Annotated in this window: 30 protein-coding genes and 1 pseudogene; all 31 read right to left on the bottom strand. The window is 44.1% G+C overall.

From position 1 onward, the window contains the following. Positions 1–348, bottom strand: a complete 348-nt coding sequence (locus KOY49_RS05370) for a hypothetical protein (protein WP_376787529.1) — start codon at positions 346–348, stop codon at positions 1–3. After that, a complete protein-coding gene (locus tag KOY49_RS05365) occupies positions 260–628 on the bottom strand; it encodes a preprotein translocase subunit SecA (RefSeq protein ID WP_232736402.1) in 369 nt (122 codons plus the stop codon). Before KOY49_RS05365 ends, KOY49_RS05370 begins: the two co-directional genes overlap by 89 nt. Then, on the bottom strand, positions 577–990 hold the full coding sequence (locus KOY49_RS05360) for a hypothetical protein (protein WP_376787528.1): 414 nt from the start codon (positions 988–990) through the stop codon (positions 577–579). The genes KOY49_RS05365 and KOY49_RS05360 overlap by 52 nt, the downstream gene beginning before the upstream one ends. After that, positions 975–1,373 (bottom strand): annotated as a pseudogene (locus KOY49_RS05355) (hypothetical protein). The gene KOY49_RS05360 and the pseudogene KOY49_RS05355 overlap by 16 nt, the downstream one beginning before the upstream one ends. Before the next feature lie 192 nt (positions 1,374–1,565). Next, positions 1,566–1,796, bottom strand: a complete 231-nt coding sequence (locus KOY49_RS01355; protein WP_232736401.1) for an HPF/RaiA family ribosome-associated protein — start codon at positions 1,794–1,796, stop codon at positions 1,566–1,568. 181 nt (positions 1,797–1,977) lie between these two features. After that, positions 1,978–2,967: a serine--tRNA ligase gene (gene serS / locus KOY49_RS01350; RefSeq protein WP_232736400.1), complete on the bottom strand. Its 990-nt coding sequence runs from the start codon at positions 2,965–2,967 to the stop codon at positions 1,978–1,980. Next, the gene (locus KOY49_RS01345; RefSeq protein WP_232736399.1) at positions 2,930–3,220 is read right to left on the bottom strand and encodes a hypothetical protein; all 291 of its coding nucleotides are present in this window, start codon (positions 3,218–3,220) and stop codon (positions 2,930–2,932) included. Before KOY49_RS01345 ends, serS begins: the two co-directional genes overlap by 38 nt. Further along, positions 3,214–4,086 (bottom strand): undecaprenyl-diphosphate phosphatase, encoded by an 873-nt coding sequence (locus KOY49_RS01340; RefSeq protein WP_232736398.1) that lies wholly within the window; start codon positions 4,084–4,086, stop codon positions 3,214–3,216. Before KOY49_RS01340 ends, KOY49_RS01345 begins: the two co-directional genes overlap by 7 nt. A 190-nt stretch (positions 4,087–4,276) precedes the next feature. Further along, a complete protein-coding gene (locus KOY49_RS01335) occupies positions 4,277–4,438 on the bottom strand; it encodes a hypothetical protein (protein WP_232736397.1) in 162 nt (53 codons plus the stop codon). Positions 4,439–4,454: 16 nt separating this feature from the next. After that, positions 4,455–4,724, bottom strand: coding sequence for a hypothetical protein (locus KOY49_RS01330; RefSeq protein ID WP_232736396.1), 270 nt, complete (start codon positions 4,722–4,724; stop codon positions 4,455–4,457). Positions 4,725–4,815: 91 nt separating this feature from the next. Further along, positions 4,816–5,442, bottom strand: coding sequence for a PspC domain-containing protein (locus tag KOY49_RS01325; protein ID WP_232736395.1), 627 nt, complete (start codon positions 5,440–5,442; stop codon positions 4,816–4,818). Beyond that, on the bottom strand, positions 5,442–5,786 hold the full coding sequence (locus KOY49_RS01320; RefSeq protein WP_232736394.1) for a PadR family transcriptional regulator: 345 nt from the start codon (positions 5,784–5,786) through the stop codon (positions 5,442–5,444). The genes KOY49_RS01325 and KOY49_RS01320 overlap by 1 nt, the downstream gene beginning before the upstream one ends. Then, positions 5,776–6,291 (bottom strand): ABC transporter ATP-binding protein, encoded by a 516-nt coding sequence (locus KOY49_RS01315; protein ID WP_332873921.1) that lies wholly within the window; start codon positions 6,289–6,291, stop codon positions 5,776–5,778. The genes KOY49_RS01320 and KOY49_RS01315 overlap by 11 nt, the downstream gene beginning before the upstream one ends. Further along, on the bottom strand, positions 6,281–6,475 hold the full coding sequence (locus KOY49_RS05205; RefSeq protein ID WP_332873920.1) for an ATP-binding cassette domain-containing protein: 195 nt from the start codon (positions 6,473–6,475) through the stop codon (positions 6,281–6,283). Before KOY49_RS05205 ends, KOY49_RS01315 begins: the two co-directional genes overlap by 11 nt. Before the next feature lie 10 nt (positions 6,476–6,485). Continuing rightward, positions 6,486–6,902 (bottom strand): ABC transporter permease, encoded by a 417-nt coding sequence (locus KOY49_RS01310; protein ID WP_232736393.1) that lies wholly within the window; start codon positions 6,900–6,902, stop codon positions 6,486–6,488. Continuing rightward, entirely contained in the window at positions 6,829–7,776 is a 948-nt protein-coding gene (locus tag KOY49_RS01305) for an ABC transporter permease (RefSeq protein ID WP_232736392.1), read from the bottom strand. The genes KOY49_RS01310 and KOY49_RS01305 overlap by 74 nt, the downstream gene beginning before the upstream one ends. A gap of 93 nt (positions 7,777–7,869) precedes the next feature. Further along, positions 7,870–8,601 carry a hypothetical protein gene (locus KOY49_RS01300; RefSeq protein ID WP_232736391.1) on the bottom strand — a complete coding sequence of 244 codons (732 nt, stop codon included), beginning with the start codon at positions 8,599–8,601 and terminating at the stop codon, positions 7,870–7,872. Positions 8,602–8,810: 209 nt separating this feature from the next. Then, positions 8,811–9,596, bottom strand: a complete 786-nt coding sequence (locus KOY49_RS01295; RefSeq protein ID WP_232736390.1) for a CNNM domain-containing protein — start codon at positions 9,594–9,596, stop codon at positions 8,811–8,813. 9 nt (positions 9,597–9,605) lie between these two features. Further along, positions 9,606–9,902 (bottom strand): hypothetical protein, encoded by a 297-nt coding sequence (locus KOY49_RS01290; protein ID WP_232736389.1) that lies wholly within the window; start codon positions 9,900–9,902, stop codon positions 9,606–9,608. A 465-nt stretch (positions 9,903–10,367) separates the two neighbouring features. After that, entirely contained in the window at positions 10,368–10,604 is a 237-nt protein-coding gene (locus KOY49_RS01285; RefSeq protein WP_232736388.1) for a DUF2207 domain-containing protein, read from the bottom strand. 4 nt (positions 10,605–10,608) lie between these two features. After that, a complete protein-coding gene (locus KOY49_RS01280) occupies positions 10,609–10,821 on the bottom strand; it encodes a hypothetical protein (RefSeq protein WP_232736387.1) in 213 nt (70 codons plus the stop codon). Between the two features lie 59 nt (positions 10,822–10,880). Next, positions 10,881–11,399: a DUF2207 domain-containing protein gene (locus KOY49_RS01275; protein WP_232736386.1), complete on the bottom strand. Its 519-nt coding sequence runs from the start codon at positions 11,397–11,399 to the stop codon at positions 10,881–10,883. An 18-nt stretch (positions 11,400–11,417) separates the two neighbouring features. After that, positions 11,418–12,920 (bottom strand): lysine--tRNA ligase, encoded by a 1,503-nt coding sequence (locus tag KOY49_RS01270; RefSeq protein ID WP_129632415.1) that lies wholly within the window; start codon positions 12,918–12,920, stop codon positions 11,418–11,420. Positions 12,921–12,966: 46 nt separating this feature from the next. Beyond that, positions 12,967–13,422 carry a transcription elongation factor GreA gene (gene greA, locus KOY49_RS01265; RefSeq protein ID WP_243777712.1) on the bottom strand — a complete coding sequence of 152 codons (456 nt, stop codon included), beginning with the start codon at positions 13,420–13,422 and terminating at the stop codon, positions 12,967–12,969. 132 nt (positions 13,423–13,554) lie between these two features. Next, positions 13,555–15,615 carry an aminoacyl--tRNA ligase-related protein gene (locus tag KOY49_RS01260; protein WP_232736385.1) on the bottom strand — a complete coding sequence of 687 codons (2,061 nt, stop codon included), beginning with the start codon at positions 15,613–15,615 and terminating at the stop codon, positions 13,555–13,557. A gap of 89 nt (positions 15,616–15,704) precedes the next feature. Further along, positions 15,705–16,196 carry a site-2 protease family protein gene (locus tag KOY49_RS01255; RefSeq protein WP_232736384.1) on the bottom strand — a complete coding sequence of 164 codons (492 nt, stop codon included), beginning with the start codon at positions 16,194–16,196 and terminating at the stop codon, positions 15,705–15,707. A 352-nt stretch (positions 16,197–16,548) separates the two neighbouring features. Further along, positions 16,549–16,782 (bottom strand): site-2 protease family protein, encoded by a 234-nt coding sequence (locus KOY49_RS01250; protein WP_232736383.1) that lies wholly within the window; start codon positions 16,780–16,782, stop codon positions 16,549–16,551. Beyond that, positions 16,779–17,456, bottom strand: a complete 678-nt coding sequence (gene uppS / locus KOY49_RS01245) for a polyprenyl diphosphate synthase (RefSeq protein WP_232736382.1) — start codon at positions 17,454–17,456, stop codon at positions 16,779–16,781. Before uppS ends, KOY49_RS01250 begins: the two co-directional genes overlap by 4 nt. Before the next feature lie 9 nt (positions 17,457–17,465). Continuing rightward, the gene (locus KOY49_RS01240) at positions 17,466–17,885 is read right to left on the bottom strand and encodes a hypothetical protein (RefSeq protein WP_232736381.1); all 420 of its coding nucleotides are present in this window, start codon (positions 17,883–17,885) and stop codon (positions 17,466–17,468) included. Then, positions 17,885–18,106, bottom strand: coding sequence for a ribosome recycling factor (locus KOY49_RS04890; protein ID WP_269802166.1), 222 nt, complete (start codon positions 18,104–18,106; stop codon positions 17,885–17,887). Before KOY49_RS04890 ends, KOY49_RS01240 begins: the two co-directional genes overlap by 1 nt. Then, positions 18,090–18,440, bottom strand: coding sequence for a ribosome-recycling factor (locus KOY49_RS04885; RefSeq protein WP_269802165.1), 351 nt, complete (start codon positions 18,438–18,440; stop codon positions 18,090–18,092). Before KOY49_RS04885 ends, KOY49_RS04890 begins: the two co-directional genes overlap by 17 nt. Positions 18,441–18,516 lie beyond the last annotated feature (76 nt).

The raw sequence follows: 18,516 nt of genomic DNA, 5'->3' as shown, positions 1-18,516 counted from the left end.
CTATCCAAATATTTGGCGATTTTTTCGTTTCTTTTTTCGATTGAACCAGAGCCAACCAACACCGGACGGCCTTGCTTGTGGTATTCTTTGATCGCTTCGGGCGACCGCTTTCAGTTTGGCTTTTTCAGTCTTGTAAATTAGGTCTTGGTTGTCCTGGCGTATAATTGGTTTGTTCGGTGGCATTTGTATTACGTCGAGTGAATAAATTTGTTGGAACTCTTCAGCTTCAGTGAATGCCGTACCAGTCATACCGGTCAGTTTATTGTACAGCCGGAAGTAATTCTGGAATGAAATTGTCGCTAGGGTCATGTTTTCTTGCAGTACTGGTACGCCTTCTTTTTGCTTCAATTGCCTGGTGTAAGCCTTCGTTGTAGCGGTTGCCTTGCATCAAACGACCAGTGTGCTCGTCAACGATAATCACCTCGCCGTCATTAGTTACGACGTAATCTTTGTCGCGCTTGAACAATGTCTGTGCTCGCAAAGCCTGATCCATGTGATAAACACTGCGCACGTGATCTGGCGTGTACAAATTTTTTATTCCCAACAATTTCTGAACTTTTTCAACGCCTTCATCAGTCAAAGCAACACTTCGGCGCTTCTCATCCAAAACGTAATCTTCTGGAACCAACTTGCGGCGATTTTAGCAAACGTGTAATAATTGTCAGGATTTTCAGCCGCTGGAGCAGAGATAATAAGTGGCGTACGAGCTTCGTCGATCAAAATTGAGTCAACCTCGTCAACGATTGCAAAGTTCAATTCACGCTGCCTGAGCAAATCAACGTCGTTAACCATGTTGTCGCGCAAATAGTCAAAGCCAAACTCGTTATTCGTGCCGTACGTAATGTCCGCAGCGTAAGCTTCTTTACGTGAAACTGGACGAAGCTTGCGCATTCGAGGATCGTCGTGATGCTCATTGTCATAATCTTTATCATAGACAAATGACGCTTCGTTAATAATCACGCCAGTGGTCAGGCCTAGGAAATCATACACTTGACCCGATCCAATTCAGCGTCGCGCTGCGCCAAATAGTCGTTAACCGTCACCACGTGAACGCCTTTGCCTTCCAAAGCATTCAGGTAAGTCGGCAATGTCGCCACAAGAGTCTTACCTTCTACCGGTTTTCATCTCTGGCAACGTTGTTCCTCATGAAGAACCATACCGCCAATCAACTGCACGTCATACGGACGCTCGCCAATCACACGCTTAGCGGCTTCCCTTGCCACAGCAAACGCATCTGGCAAAATCGTATCAAGCGTCACATTTTTCTTCGACAAACGCTTTTTCAGCTCATCAGTCTGCGCCCGAAGCTCCTTGTCGGACATCTTTTCATATTTGTCATTCAGACCGTTAATAACGTCAACTTGCTTACGCAATCGTTTCAAAATCTTCTTCTGTGGATCGCCAAAAATCTTACTCAGCGCTTTTTGTTGTGTAATTTTTCCATAAACCTTAAAACTCCCTCACTTTCAGGCATTTTCAAAAACTTCTTTTATTATAACTTTTTTCGGGCAATTTGAAAAGAAAAAGCGCCCAGAATCTGAACGCTTTCCTGTTAATTTCGTCTGTCAATTATTTTCGACCGAAAGTTTTTTTTTAGCTTCCGCCAAAACTCCGCGACTTCCGCCAGCGTGAGCCAGCACATCGTCTTTATACTTACGAACTTGACCGTTCAACCTAGCTTCAACAATATCCACCGCAGCCAGAACGTTCATGGTTGAATCCTTAGCTATAATTTTCTTATCTGGCACGTTGATGATAACTTCAACTTCGTATTTGTTTGCCGCCAGGATTGTCAATCCTGCTTAAATCTTCACGTCTGCAGACGCGCTTTTTCGGGCGTGGCGTGGCAAGTATTTTCCTAACGAACCAATTTTTCTTTCAACATATTTTTTTTGTTGTGGCGTTCAGCTCATATTTAACGCCAGTAATTGTAATATCCTTAATCATTTTTCCTCCTACTAACTAATATGCTCTCTATTATATCACGTCACGACCATTCATATATGGACGAAGTACTTCAGGGACAGTCAAAGTTCCATCTGGATTCTGGAAATTCTCCAAAATCACCACCAGAGAGCGAGCCAGCGACACCGCAGTTCCATTCAACGTGTGAACAGATTCAATCGTGCCGTTTTCTCGCCTGACTCGAATATTCAGACCACGAGCTTGATAATCAGTACAATTTGAGCAACTCGTCAGTTCACGATAAGTTTGGTCAACTGGCGACCAATATTCAATGTCGTACTTTTTTGCAGCCGGCGCACCCAAATCGCCCGCCGCAATATTAACCACGTGATAAGAAATCCCAATTTGCTGCCAAAGCGCCTCTTCAACGCTAAGAATTTTCTCATGAATCTCTTTAGATTGCTCAGGCAAACAAAACGCGTACATCTCCAACTTATTAAATTGATGAACTCGGAACAGACCACGCGTGTGCTTGCCGTATGTTCCCGCCTCTTTTCGATAGCAAGGACTATATCCAGCGTATAGCAATGGCAAATCTTTTTCGTCCAAAATTTCGTCCGCGTGGTAGCCGGTTAATGGCATTTCCGCCGTACCAATTAGCGTCAAATCTTCGCCGTCAACTACATATTCGTTACTACCCTCGCCCTTCGGAGTAAAACCTGCACCCTCAGCTGTTCGCAAATTGACCATATGCGGCACGGTCATAAATGTGAAGCCCTGCTTTGTTACGTAATCCAAGGCAAATTGAGTTACGGCATTTTCCAATAAAGCCAAATCGCCCTTCAAATAATAAAACTTCGCACCAGCCACCTTAGCGCCACGCTCAAAGTCCACCCAGCCGCGACTTACGGCGTAATCCAAGTGATCTTTTGCACCAGTTTTACAATCGCCATAAACTTTTACCTCAACAGAATCTTCTTCGCCACCCAGAGGCACGTCGTCAAAAGTGATGTTCGGGACGTTTTTAAGAATTGCTGCAACTTTTTCCTCGGTCGATTTCAAATAGCTTCTCACGCTCTGCCAGCTCAACTTTCAATTGCTTGCCCTGATCAATTAACTCTTGGTCTGGTCGGCCACCCTTCATCTTCGCTGAAATTGCGTTGCGCTGTTCGCGTAGAGCTTCAACCTGCTTCTGCAAATCGCGACGCTCATCGTCTAATTGCAACAATGCCGCAATATCAACTTTATAGCCTTTATCGTTTGCCGACTTTTGCACCAAATCGGCATTTTCCCTGATGAACTTAATGTCTAACATGTATCAATTATATAACAATTTTTTATTAAACGTGAGAAATCATTCCCGACGCCAAGCATAACCAACAACAACAGCCCCAGGACAAATCGATAAATTATAAACGGTCGGAAATTATTGCTCTGAATAAATTTTAATAGCCACGACACGGCCAAATAGCCGACGCCGAATGAAATTACCGTGGCGATTATGGTTGGAGTCCAGCCGACGCCGCCAGAAATGTGTTTATATTTGGTAGCAACTTCCAATAGTCCCGCTGCGACTAGCGCTGGAATACCCAAGAAGAAACTCAATTTCGTAACCGACACGCGGTCAAATCCACGGAACAGACCGACTGAAATCGTTGCGCCAGAACGGCTAACTCCCGGAATGAGCGACAAGCATTGCCCCGCGCCAATTGCCAGAGTGTCTTTCCAGCTCGTCTCAGTTTCGCCACGCTTGTTATTTACCGCACGATTGTCAGCCAGCCACATAACAACGCTCCAACCAATCAGCCCGAACGCCACAAACCACAAACTGCGCAGAACTGTTTCAACTTCGTGCTTGAATAATAATCCGACAATCGCAATAGGAATTGAGCCGATAATAATTGCCCAGCCATATTTATAATCAAACTTTCGACGCGCTCGCTTCCACCATAAACCGCGCCACCAAGCCTGCAAGATTCGCCAGATGTCGCTCCAGAAATAAATCACCGCCGCCAAAATTGCTCCGATCTGAATTATCGCCGTAAAAGCCACGACACTCGGATCGTCAATTCGCATTCCCATCAATTTCTCAGCAATCGTCAAATGCCCAGTCGAAGAAATCGGTAAGAATTCCGTAATTCCCTCAATTACGCCGAGAATAATTGCTTGCCACCAAGCCACGCTTAAAAATTACCTTTCATCCTTCAAGTGTAGCATTAGCGGTAAAATCATTCAAATGCGTGCGTAGCTTAAGATTCGGAATTTTCTGCTTCAATCGAGTTTTGATAGAACAAGCCGCTTAACATTCACGCCCGCAGGAGCATAAATTTTCAAGCCAGTTATCGTCTGTTTATAAAACTTCAGGCAGCCGTCAAAGAATATTGCGTTGACACTTCTCAGAAACGGACAGCACGATTTTATCGCCATCGCGGCGCACGTTAATTTCTGGCTTATTCGCCTTTGGTAAATCCACAAACTCCGCTTCCGCCTTGAATTTGTCAGAATTTATTCGCGAAACATTCCCCACTGGCATATCAATAAAAATTGAATTAGCGTTTGTCCGTATCTGGAATATCGATATTTACTTTCTTCGTGAGTTGCTGCGATTCACGTGCATATTCCAAGCCAGCGTGCGCGCTAAATATTGCGGCGCTTGCCAAACTCATGAAAACAACGGATGCCGCCACGATCATTGTGATTACAGACATTCGATTGATCTTCCAAGCGAATATGCTACGCGTTACAATTGCGCCAAATATTACCGTCGCTATTCCGCCAATTGCCAAGGAAGTCCATACTCCCCACGCCCATATTTGCATATTTCCAAACCGCCGAGCATATTAACCGCGGAAACGCCGAGCGCCCCGCCAACAATCAGCCCAAACAGTATCGCTAGCGTCGTAAGTAGCACTACAGCGCCGATAAAATATTGGGAAAATTTTGGCAATTGGAGTTTTTCCGGCAGACGCTAGTTGAATTTCCATCAGCGGAAGCTTCCTTAAGTGCAGCCAAAGTTACTGGCTTTCCGCGCATTCGTAATTTGTCCGATGCGGTTTTTGCTGGCGGCATTGACACCCACATCGCGAGGTAAACCAGCACCATCGTACCGAATGTTACGAACAGCGAGATAATTGCAATCAGTCGCACCCACAACGGATTGATATTAAAGTACGCCGCTATTCCCGCACACACGCCGCCAATGACAGCCCCGTCCGTGTCGCGCATCAATTGCTTTTCTGGCTTCTCATTATCATCCGTCAATTCATCAGTTGAGTCCTCGCTATCATCCGAAAAATCGCGCGGTTCGCCCATTTGATTTTTAATCGCCAAAACGTCATCGTCGCTAATAACGCCCTCTTTCATCACGCCACGCTCGGCTAAAATCTCAACCATTCGCGCCTCAATTTCCTTCATCGCTTCCGCGTCGGCGTGCATATTTTTCTGAATCGAATTAAGATATTTTTCTAGCGATTTCTTAGCGTCAATTTCCACACTAAACGCCGTTTTTGCCAGATGAATCCTGGTTATTTCCTTCATTATTTTATTCCTTTCTCTAAGTTATCAAGCGAATTATTTAACATATTTATGCGATCTTTAAGTTCATGAATCAACTGATCGCCGTGATCTGTCAATGAATAATATTTTCGCGGCGGACCTTGCTCGCTTTCCTGCCATTCGTGTTGCAAATATCCGTCTTTCTGCAGCCTATTCAGCAGCGGATAAATCGTACCTTCGACCACTGTTAAGTCCGAATCGTTCAATTGCTTAACGATATCGCCGGCGTACTGCGCTTTATTAGAACAAACCAGTAAAACGCAGTAAACCAAAAATCCTTTTCGCAATTGGACCGCCAAGCTTTCCGCATAGCTATCAACGTCCACTTTTACCTTCTTTCGGTATATTAGAACCCTTAATTTTGCCGTCTTTGATCAGGATTTGATAATCGCATTTCTTAGCCAAATCAACGTCGTGCGTCACGATAATCAGCGTTGCGCCTTCTTGCTTGTTGTAATTGAACAGCAATTCTTCCACCTTCGCGCCAGTTTCGCTATCCAAATTTCCCGTAGGTTCGTCCGCAAAAATAATCTGAGGACTACCGACAATTGCCCGCGCAATTGCCAAACGTTGCTTCTGACCGCCCGACAAATCCTTCGCGCGATTTTTGCGCTTCTCATACAAGTCCACCGCCTTCAGCGCCTCATTGATCTTACTTTCCCTCAAGCCCCTTGGCATTTTCACAATTTCCAGCGGCAAACTCACATTGTCCGCCACGCTTTCATTGCCCTGAACAAAGAAACTCTGGAAAATAAAACCTATTTTTCTCGCGCGGAACTCGTCAACTTGCTTTTGTTTCAATTTCAGAATGTCCTGACCGTCAATAATCACCTTGACCTTGCTGCGGTCGATCCAAGCCAGAAATTGCGTGCATCAGCGTCGATTTTCCTGAACCAGATTTTCCCAAAATCGCCACGCTCACACCCGTTGGAATTTGCAGGCTCACATCATTTAGCGCCACAAATTGGTTCTTCTTTTTGCCGTAAATTTTCGTCACATTTTTAAGCTCAATCATAACAATTCTCCTATTCCGTCCTTAACGCTTCAATTGGATCTAATTTTGTTGCCTTGCGGCTCGGCAGCCAGCCAGAAAGCACCGCCATAATCATCAGCCCGATTATCAAAAGTCCCATTTGCAGAGGATTAACGACTAATAGATTCGTACCTTGCTCCAACTTCAGTAAACTAGCAATCATAGGATTAAGTAGTGACATCAAACTTGCTAATCCAACACCAATTAAGCCACCAAGAAGTCCAACCCACGCCGCTTCATACCTGAACATTTTACCGATATCGCGACCTCGCATACCCAAAGCTTTCATCAGCCCAATCTGACTAGTTCGCTCCAAAACCGAAATGTACATTGTGTTAATAATCCCAAAAACACTCGCCAAAAGCGCCAAGCCGCCAAACCCAATCAGCGCCATTTGAGCCACATTCACAAAAGTTAGCATAGCTTTTTGCGTGTCCTGAATCGAATACGCCCTCGTAGTCCTTGCCAAGCTCATTCTTCACTGCCTCAACATTTTTCTCATCATCAACTGACGCAATTACGTAAGAATATTCATTAGGCAAATTTTTAGGGTGACTGAAGTCGTAAATCTCCTTAGCGTCGTCCACAGAAACGCGCACAGCTGGCTGGTAAAATAGAATCGTGTCCGAAGGTTTATCGACTGCCGCAACTTTCAGAGATATTTCTTTGTCAGCGTTCTTGCTCGGCGAATCTCCTTTTTTCAATCCCAGCGTAATCGTTTGTCCAATTGCCGATTTTGCATCGCTAAATCCCATTTCTTTTATGTAAGATTCTGGAATAACAACCTCGCCTTTTTTCGGCATAAAATTGTCCAAATTACCAGCCGCAAACTTCATTCGAGTTTTATCGAACTTCACGGTTACGCTAGGCACGAATTTTTTATCGCTTGCCGAACTTTTGGCGTATAAAACTCCATACATAGAATAAGCTGGTGTCACTTTTTCTACGTGCGGAACTTTCTGTATTTTTTTCACATCGTTATCAGTCATCGAATATTTTTCTATCGCCTTAGACTGATCCTTTTCCGTATCTTCCGAGTCGCTATATTCTGAAAGATTGCTATCAGGTCCCGACGAGGTCACTTTTTTATAGACCGAAACAGATTTTTTATCGCCAGCCGCGTCGACCATGCTGTTTGTATACAGCCGACCGCCTTCTCCAGCCATCAGCGCCAGACCAATCGTAAACGCTCCAACTGAAATTGCCAGCGCGGTTAAAATCGTGCGACCTTTTGATTGCCCCAAATTTCGACCGGCGCGTTTAATAATGTCAATTCTTCTCACATTAAGCTCCTTGTTGATTTACTATACATAGTACTATGTTATACAAGGTACCTTAAATTGTCAAGGTATTTTTGAAAAAATATTCAAAATTTTCTATTTCCGATGATCCTTAATCCACTTATGTAAGCCACCAACTGCATATTCACAAGTCTTAGAAAAAGAAGATATAGCCTTTTTGGCTTTATCTTGGAGCTCAGATTTTCTTAAAACTGTGTCAGATTTCGACACCCGCTCATCACTCTCTTCGCATTTCGAATACTTGTCGCTAACCAACTTAGTCATATACACAGCGGCGTCAAAAAATACTGGATCGCCCCATATTTTAACTTGTCCATCTTCTACATCAATCACGGCAGAAATTACTAACTTATTTGCTTGATCGTCAAGCGTCTCCCACATCTCTTCCTGATCTGTAAAATCAATTTCCTTTCCACTATCGACACCAAATGATCCTTTGTAAAATCGGCAGTCCGCGATAACACCGCAACAGAGATTGTCGCCATCTTGTACATATGCTTTCATTAGAATTACTGAATTAAAATCAGCTGGATCAATTTTATCGAGAGCTTTCACGGCACACCTCTTATCTATAGCTAGTCTACCCAGACCTCCTGCCTGAGTTTTGTCTACATATATAGCATCATCATCAAACTCCACTTCGTCGCCCAGATCAGAAAACTCCGAATCATCCATTACGGTATCGAGGATATATAACTTTTCTATCGGCATATCTTCGACTGACAGCTGTCGCAATCGATCAGGAATGCCATCTCCAAAATATTGCTCTTTAGACACATTAATCTCCCTGCCCATCGTTTTTGTCAAATATATTTCTTAGTATATCACTATATATAAATCGTTCTCTTATTCCTCATCATATTCATCTTCAATCTCTTGGTCTAGAATCTCTTCAATCACGTCTTCTAGCGTTATAATTCCTAGTTCCTTCTCGTCGTCCATCACCACAAACAAATGATTGTGCGTTTGAATGAATCGGCTTTAGCACCGTATCCAGGCGCGACCTCTTGTCGATGTCAGTGACTTTTGTCGCGGTACAGTTGGCTGATTGGCAGCGGCAGCTCTCGTCCAACGACATCCTTCACATATAAAACTCCGACCAATTCCCCGTCAGATTGAACCGGAATTCGCGAATGTCCAGCGTGCTTAATCTGAGCTAGTAGAGTCGCATCCAGCTCGTCATCCAAATCCACGACAAAAACCTCGCTCATCGGCGTAACCAAATCGCCAGCCGTCTTTTTACTAAACTGCAGCGCTCCTGCCGCAATTCGGCTTTCGTCATAATCAACCGGACTATCCGACCTAACGGCGTGCTCGTGAATAATCTCCTCCAGCTCCTGATGAGAATATAATTGCGGCGTTTCCTTACCCAGCCAGCGATTCAACAATTTCGACATCGGCTGAGCAAGCGGCCAAAATAGCACGTAAATTACATCAAGTAACCAAAAGAAATATCGCACAAATCGATATCCACGCTGCGAGAAAATCGCCTGCGGCAAAATCTCGCCAAACATCGTGATAAGAAGCGTCGCAATCAAACCGCCAACCACGCCATTTGTCATATTGCCAAGCAAAATTGACATCGCGGTATTCACGCCGACATTGCCAAGCAAAATACAGAAAATCAAATAATAGCCGTCTTTTCGATATCGATACACTCGCGCCGCAATTTTGTCGCCCTGCCTGGCTTTTCGCTTCAAATCATCAGGTCGCGCCATCATTAAGCCAATATTCAGCCCGGAAAATAGCCCAGAAAGCGCCAATAAAACAGCCGCCGCCAGCCATAATAAAATATCAGACATATACAAATTCTACCAGCCGCCGCCTCCGCCGCCGCCTCCGCCGCCGCCAGCGAATCCACCACCAGACGAACCGCCAGAAGTTGAAGAATAATCACTAGCATGACCAGCCGCGGTCGACAAACCGCTCAGTCCAGACGAAAACGCCACAGCATTGAACACGCCTTGCCCAACGTACCAATCTGGCGCCTCGCCAACTTGCTCGTAGTATTTACCCATTTGCTTGCTCCTATTTTTTTCTTGTCCAAACAGCACCGCATACGGTAATACTCTTTCGTATAATTTCACCAGTTGTTTTTCGTCCTTCACATCAACAACTGCTTTTTCCGCACCTCTGAGGACTTTGTAGCATCTTTAAGCGCTCGGCTTCAGCTACGCCGATATACATTTTCAGTCCCTCCAAATATCGCCTGAGCGCTTAAGCCGTCGTCAGTCAGTGACCAGCCTCTTGACGCGGCAAGTACGTATCCTTGCCATGAGCAGGAGCATCGGCGACAATAACAACATAGCGACCACACGAACTCGCTTTGCCCACCCTCTGTTTTATTCGTTTCTTTTCTGGTTTTTGCTCTTTTAGACCATATTTCTCTACTGGCTAGCTTCTTCAGGTTTTTATCATCGTCGCGCGTTCTCGTCGTGTATTTTATATTGTTTTGACAGCTTTTTCAGATTTAGTCGTTGACTTGGCTTTAACTGCAGCAGATTTGACTTGATTTTGGAACATATCTTGGATAGTTTCAGTTTCCTCCGGTCTTTAAGTTCTTTGCAAATCTTTCATGATTTCAATTTCGTATTGCGCCGACCGCTAAACAGCGACGATTTTTTCACTTCGTACATTTTGATGTAGTGCCGCACTGCCAGGTCTAATAGTTGCGCGACCTTTGGCAAGCCTTTGACCTTGAATGGATCGTCGTATTTTTTCAAAACATATGTCGACATCAAAACGCTAATATCCTCTGGCGGTAAGTATTCTGGTGGAATCGGTTTTAATTCCTTATCTCTGCCAACCAACCGCCTATATCGAATTATTAGAAAAATCCGCCAAGGTTTTCGCGATTGTATAAGCCAAAATCTGCATCAAATGCCAAATTCCAATCAGCTTTTCCATTAGCGTTTCTTGATATTCAGAAAAAGTTCCGCTCTTAAATCCAACTGCCACGGTTACACCTTGTCGACGACTCAATTTGTCTCTTTTTTGGCAGTTATTTGGTTTCTTATTTTCGCTCAAGTCGCATTGCGTCGTCGAGCCTCGACTTTGCGGCCATAACAAAAAGCTTTTCCTTGCCTTTATGCCGCCACCAGAGATTCATCAAGTTTCACGGAAATTTGCACATTTTCCATCGGTACGCGCCACTCATCGCCGATCACATCCCAATAGAATTCATCACGTCCCGTATCGCCGTAATTCTTAGTTACGTCACGCTGCGTAAACTTAATAATGTAAGTTTTCTCGCCCTCCACGTAGGTATTTTTATTGCCAATTCTCAACTCATCGTCATTCCAGGAATATTCAAGCGGCGTACCGTTTTCATCAGTTACAGATTGCAATGAAAAATTCGTCGAGTGATCATCGTACTTCTTAACAAAAACTGGCGCGATTCCCCGATTTTGGTTCGGCGGAAAATTAGCGGTAATTCGCCAAGTAGTTTCCAATTTTGATCGATTATCAGAGTCGCGACTCAACGAATATTCCGCATCAAATTTTGTGATAGTAAAATTATCCGTCGAGCGCGCCGCAAACGCCATTTTGCCAGACCCAGCCAGCAATAGCCCAACAGTTAGTAGCCCCAAAAGAAAACGTTTCATGCTTTAATTATAGCAAAATTACAAGTTGACTTGCGGATAAATCGCCCGAGTTGTTTCGTCAATTTCGCTCTTAAGCTGTGGGAACGGCACACCTTCACGCGCTGTAACGCCCTCGAAAATCCAGAATACCCTTTCAGAATAGCCCCAACCACAAGCCGGCGGCATTCCATATTCCAACATCTCAACGTAATCAATATCAAGCATCATCGCCTCTTCATCACCAGCGTCACGCATTTGCTGCTGCTCAAGGAAACGATTCAGCTGGTCAATCGGATCATTCAGCTCAGAGAATCCATTGCCCAATTCCGAACCAGCGATCACCGGCTGAAAACGCTCCACCGTCTCTGGATTTTCCGGATTAGTCTTTGACAACGGACTAATAAACTTCGGCGTGTTCACCAACCAAACCGGACCAGCAACATCTTTACGAATATTCTTCCATAATTTATCAATGCTGCGCGGAATAGAGTCAGTTTTTTCGACTTCCAAATTATACTCTTTCAGTTTAGCGGCAACTTCTTCAATTGTCGTGTTATAAACATCGATTCCGTAATGCTTGCGAATAACTTCAGCATAATCCCAAACTTCCCACTCGCCGCTCATATCGACGTTGAATTTGCCCAATTGGAATTGCAGAGTGCCAAAAGTCTTCTGAAGCACATCTTTATACATCGACTCCATAAAACGCATTCCCTGCTTCCAGTCCCAGTAAGCCGCGTACCATTCCATAGCAATATGCTCCGGCAAATGCTCGTCCGAGTAATTTTCATTGCGAAAACGCGGACCGAGATCATAAACTTTCTCAAATCCAGCACCAATCAATCGCTTCAATGGCAATTCGTGACTAATTCGCAAATAAAACTGCTGATCGCCCAGCGCATCCATATGCGTCACAAATGGGTTCGCGTCCGCACCGCCAGTGGTGTGCTCCAAAACAGGAACATTAATCTCAATGAATCCATGACTATTCAAATAATCTCGCGTTGCTTGCCAAAACTTACTTCGGCGAATGAATCGCTCGCGAACTTCAGGATTGACATTCATATCAACATAACGTCGACGCAAGCGCTCTTCCTTATTCTCTAATTTTTCTGGCATTGGCCTTAACGATTTAGTCAACAATCTAAGTTCGCGTACACCAACGGATTTTTCGCCCGTTTGTGTCGTGGTCATTACGCCCTTCGCCTCGATAAAATCGCCCGTGTCCAGCAATTTAAGTTGCTTCATTCCAAGCACACCGCGCGCAGCATCTAATTCCGCCACGTCATCACGCTGCAAGTAAAGCTGCACATCGCCAGATTGATCGCGTAATTTAATAAATGCCAATTTACCAAAACTGCGAATAGACGCCACACGACCCGCAACAACAACTTCCTTACCAGCTAGCTCATCATACTTAGATAAAACCTCAGCACAAGTATGAGTTCGTTCTGATTTTGCTGGATATGGTTCAACGCCTAATTGACGTAATGTTTCCAGTTTTCGTAGTCGTTCATTGCGATAATCTTGTAATGTGGCCATAACAGAGATAATTATAGCACATTATACGCGGTAAATCCCGCCAGACTTAAGATATCGACTTAATAATGTAAGTAATTTCGGCTTTTGGCGTTTTAATCGTTACTTCATCACCGATTTTCTTACCAATCAATTCTTTACCAATTGGCGACTGATCTGAGATTCGTCCAGCCAATGGATCAGCTTCAACTGGACCAACCACTGTGTAGGATACGGTTCTTTCTGGACATTGCAATTCAACCGTACTGCCCAAACCAACACTTGAGCTGCCGTTGGATTTAATAATTTCGGCGTTCTGCAGAATATCTTCAATTTCCAAAATTCGCGTTTCCACCAAGCCTTGCTCTTCGCGTGCAGCGTCATATTCCGCGTTTTCGCTCAAGTCGCCAAAGTCTCGCGCTGCCGCAATTTTTTCAGCAATCTCGCCACGTCGCCCTTTCAACTCTGCCAATTCTTTTTCTAAATCAGCCTTCCCAGCTTCTGTAATTTGATAAGTTTTTTTCATAAAAATTTCCTCCTCTACTGTATGTAGTGGTATTAGTCTTACGATCTACACTAAATATAGTGTTTTTAATTAGTCTTGATTAAGTCTATCTGAGTATATCAATCGCTATTTATTATGTCAATATAATCAGCCTTACCGACTCAAGCAAAAATCCATCAATTGCTGATAATCCATTTTTCGCGTTTCGCCAGTTGCTCGTTCCGTCAATTCAAACAAGCCATCGCCGTCAATCGCTCGATCGCCAATCGTTATCCGCCACGGCAATCCCATTAGCTCAGCATCAGCAAATTTCACGCCTGGACGCTCATCACGATCATCAAGCAGCGCGTCGACGCCACTGTTAGCCAGCTCGTCATAAAACTTGCCCGCCAATTCCTGCCCTTTTTCACCAATTGCCACAATATGAACCTTAAACGGCGCAATATTTTCCGGCCAAACCAAACCTTTATCGTCAGCGAACTTCTCAACAATCACGCCCATAACTCGCGTAATTCCAATACCATAACTTCCCATATAAGCGTATCGCTCTTTACCTTCGGCGTCAGTAAATACCAACTTCATTTCTTCGGATTTCTGCGTGCCGAAATTAAAGATATTGCCAACTTCAGCAGTTTTCACTTTTTCTAACTCACTACGATCGACGCCAAGCTCCTTGATTGCCTCGTCCAAAACTTCTTCATTAACAGCGATATTTTTACCGCGATGCAAATAAATATAATCCTCACCAGCATCGCAAATCGTCTGAAACTCATGGCTAAACTTCGTAAAAGCGCCGCCAGAAGCAAACGTCACATACGTTTCATCGCCAATCCCAAATCGGTCATAACAACGCTTATACGCCTCAATGACTGAATTGTAATAACTATCCAAACTCTCCTTGCTGTCGTGAATCGAATACATATCCTTCATCACAAATTCACGACCACGCATAATTCCACTCTTAGCGCGAAGTTCGTTTCGCAATTTGTTCTGGAATTGATAAACGCTAATTGGCAAATCTTTGTAGCTCTTTAAGTAATTGCGAAGAAGATCAACAATCGGCTCCTCGTGCGTCCAACCAAAACCAATGTCCGTGCCGTCTTGCAATTTAGACTTAAACCAAACGTCGACCAATTCATCGCTCCAGCGACCAGTTTCTTGCCACAATTCCTTTCGCTGCAAAGTACTCATCACCAATTCCTGGCTATTAACCTTATCCATTTCCTCGCGAACAATTTGCTTAATATTCTCAAGAACTCTCAAACCCAACGGCAAAAACGAATACACGCCCGCCATCGTTTTATGTACGTAGCCAGCACGAATCAAAAGCTGAGCATTTCGCGCAACCTCGCCAGCTGGCGCCTGCTTCAAAGTTCTAGTAAAAAGTTGTGTCATTCGCATATTTTTCTCCTTTACATAAATATAAATAATAATATCTATTCGATTAATTGCGCCCGTATTGATAAACAAGAAATAAAAAGCTATTCCGTTTTTCGCCATATGCATCATAATCGGCACCCAAATTGCGCCAGTGTATTCCCTGGTCGCACACATCACTAGGCTTAAAGTAAATGTATCAACTGCCACCGCCCATTGCAATGGCGAATCCGGACCAACCCAAAGATGCGCCGCGCCAAACGCTATGCTCGTTATGATAATTGATAGCCAAATCGAGAAAGAATTGCGCAACTTACCATAAAGATATCCGCGATACAAAAGTTCCTCCACAATCGGCGCCAGCACCACCAACACAACAAACGCCATAATAAACTGCCATTGAGTCGCTAGCATGCTCTGGCTAAACGGTATAGCTTGCTTCTGTTGCATATCCACCGAAAAAACACCACTAGCAATACTCATCGTAATCATAGTGAGCAAAAAATACGCCACAAAAGCAAACGGTGAAATAAATATCTCCAAAAACGTTGGCCAGTCGTTCACGCCCAAATTGCTCAAAGTTGTTCGGCGTTTCTTAACCAAAAACGGCACACCAATCACGACAATTAGTGACAAAATATATACAACAACCGAAAGCACCGTGTTAAAAATAACTGGATTCGCAGAATTGAGTGGTACGCCGATTTTTATTAAAGCACCGACCGCCAATGAGACAGCAACTTCCACCGTCAAAAATACGCCATAAACCCAAGCTGGGAGCGCCAAAATCAGCCACCATTTGCGGTTTTTTAATTTCTTAGAAGAGTTTTCCAACATCACTGATCGTCACCAAAATTGTTAAGATTAATAGGATCAACATACCGGTTGCCTGAATATTTTCTTCACGCTCTTTCGTCAGATCTTTCTTAAATTAGGCGGAAAATTGTCATCGTGAACCAGCGACCGCCGTCAAGCGCTGGGATTGGTAAAATGTTCATCACAGCCAGCGTCAGTGAGATTAACGCCGCTACGAAAATGATTTGCTCAATTCCAGAATTGACGACTGACGGGAATAATACTCCCAGTATGCCAATTGGTCCTGCTACGCTCCCACTGACAGAGGCCAAATCAGCTCTTGCAGATTCTTTTGATTCTGCAGAACCGAATATTTGCCCAATTGATCCGTGCACGGTTTTTACTAATAGCACACCAACGCCTTTGACTGTTTCGTATGACAATTGCCCAGTAGTCGCCACACCCACAATAGGCGCCGACCACGTGCTATACATTTTCTCCGTCTGCCCCGGAATAACGCCCAGATATCCGCTTCCCTTCACGGACTTTTCATCATTCAGCTGGACGTCAACAGCCGATTCTTTGCCGTCACGCTTGTACTTAACTTTGAATTTTTTTGCCATCGTTCTGCTTCGTTACCGTATGGCAATTTTTCCGCCTCTTCGTCAAAGTGGTTAGAGTTATTTATTTTGCTCAATTGCTCGTTTTTGTTAAGTCCGGTTTTGTCGTGTTGTCGATTTTGGTGTGCTTTTTGCTAATTTGTTAGCTGGTGAGCGGCTAACTTCTTTGTCAGAATGGTAGTTGAGGTTGGTTCGATAGGCTTTTCGGCATTCCAATTATCGCCAGAGATCGTTTGCTGCATCAATTAGCGCGATTATCGTAGTTCACTCCCGTCGTCGGCCAGCAGGGTTTCTGAGGTTTTCGCCCGACATGTCGAACCGCCATATGTGCCCTCGCCTTTTGCGGAATCCATATTCACCTTTCAGTCTGACAAATCTTCCAAGCGGCAGCCAATTCCAGGCTAAACGTTACGTTTTCACCCAAGAAGCTTCGTTTTCCTTTCCATTTTTTTGCGGCTGGCGGAAATCCGATTCCGAATTCCTCAACCTTAACGCCGTTTCTCTTGGCGACAATAGCATGACCTAATTCATGCAAAACCACCAATAAAATGAGAACAAATAGCCCTAAAAGTACTTCCCAAATAATCATTTTCCAAACCGCCTATTCCGATTAGCATATTCTTCTAAAATCAGCGACACGTCATCAACTGTCATGTCTGGCCAATTCTTCTCAATAAACATCAACTCACTGTACGCTGATCGCCACAACATAAAGTTGCTGAGCCGCTGTTCACTAGAAGTTCTAACAATCAAATCACACGGCGGCACCTCTGGCGCGTATATATTTTGAGCAATCAACTCAGGCGTAATTTCCTCAGGAGAAACTCCAGATTGAACAATTTTTTTAACCGCATCAGCAATCTCCAAATGTCCGCCATAATTCAAGCATAAAACCAATTCTCCATTTTTCAGATCGGCAGTCTTTTCCTCAGCCTCGTCAATCGCTTTGATCAATTGATCCGACAAGCCTTCCCTAGACCCAACAACCCTCAAGCGAACCTCGTTTTCAATAAATATCGGAAGATCAGCCTTCAGTATATTCAATAGCAATTTCATCAAATGTCGGACTTCTTCCTCTGACCGCTTCCAGTTTTCCGTACTAAAAACGTAAGCGCTCGCGTATTTCACACCTCGATGAAGAACCTCCAACGCCACGTCTTTTAACGCGTTATAGCCCGCCAGATGTCCTTCATATGTCGGCAAGCCATGCTGTTTTGCCCACCGCCGATTTCCATCAACAATAAACCCGATATGCCGCGGCAAATTAGATTTTCACTCATTATTTGCCCTCCATTCATCAATTAATTTCACATCTTGAACATCTTTTTCGCGACTGCGCCATTTTTTCCATTGATATAAAAACTCTAAATTGACGAACCTCACGCCACCATATTCCACTGCGTAATCAAGCAAATCATCATAGCTAACAGCCTGTCCATCAAAAACCCAGCCGTCCCAAACTTCAGCCGAACCGTCATCTTTTACAAAATAAAAACGCTGATTGTCATCAAACTTTTTAATCCAATCGCCACTCTCCTCAGAGAGCTTTTTCATCAAATCAGGACTCGCCGCAAGATCAATATCACTAGCTGGACGAATTCCCAATTGATCCAAAATCCCGCTACCAATAACAATAATTTGGTCCAACGGCAAATTCAATGCCTTCACTTTGTCGGCAAAAGTTTCGCTCATTAAACAGTTAAGACGTCCTTTTCTTTCGCCTTAAACGCCTCGTCAATTTGCGCCTGCATCTTACTCATTAAGCCGTCAATTTCTTTCTCTACGCGCTTCAAATCGTCTTCGCTCAGCTCTTTATTGTCCTTCATTCGCTTAGCATCCTTTAATGCGTCCTGACGAATATTACGCATCGCAATTCGAGCCTCCTCAACCTTCTCGCTAACCTGTTTTACCAATTGATGGCGGCGCTCTTCCGTCAAAGCTGGAACTGGAACGCGAATCACTCTGTCCGTCGTCAGACGGATTAAAACCTAGGCTTTGATTGTCGCGAATCGCAGAAGAAATTGCTGTAATATTGCTTGGGTCAAATGGCGTAACTAACAACATTTGTGCCTCTGGAGCGGTTACGTTTGCAACCTGATTAAGCGGCATTTTTGAGCCGTAAGCCTCAACCATAACACCGTCAAGCATTCCAGCGTGCGCCCTGCCCGTTCGCACCTTCTTCAATTCATCTTGAAAAAAGCTAAACGCTGCATTCATTTTTTCTTCATAAGGGTTTGTGTCGAACATATTTCCTCCAATTTATCTATCCGTTATTATATCAAACTTCAAGCGTCTTGTCTGCTAATTTTGCCTTACGCCCCGT

The organism is Candidatus Minimicrobia vallesae (genome assembly GCF_018866205.1).
GTDB lineage: Bacteria > Patescibacteriota > Saccharimonadia > Saccharimonadales > Saccharimonadaceae > Nanosynbacter > Nanosynbacter vallesae.
This window is presented reverse-complemented; position numbering and strand designations above follow the sequence as displayed.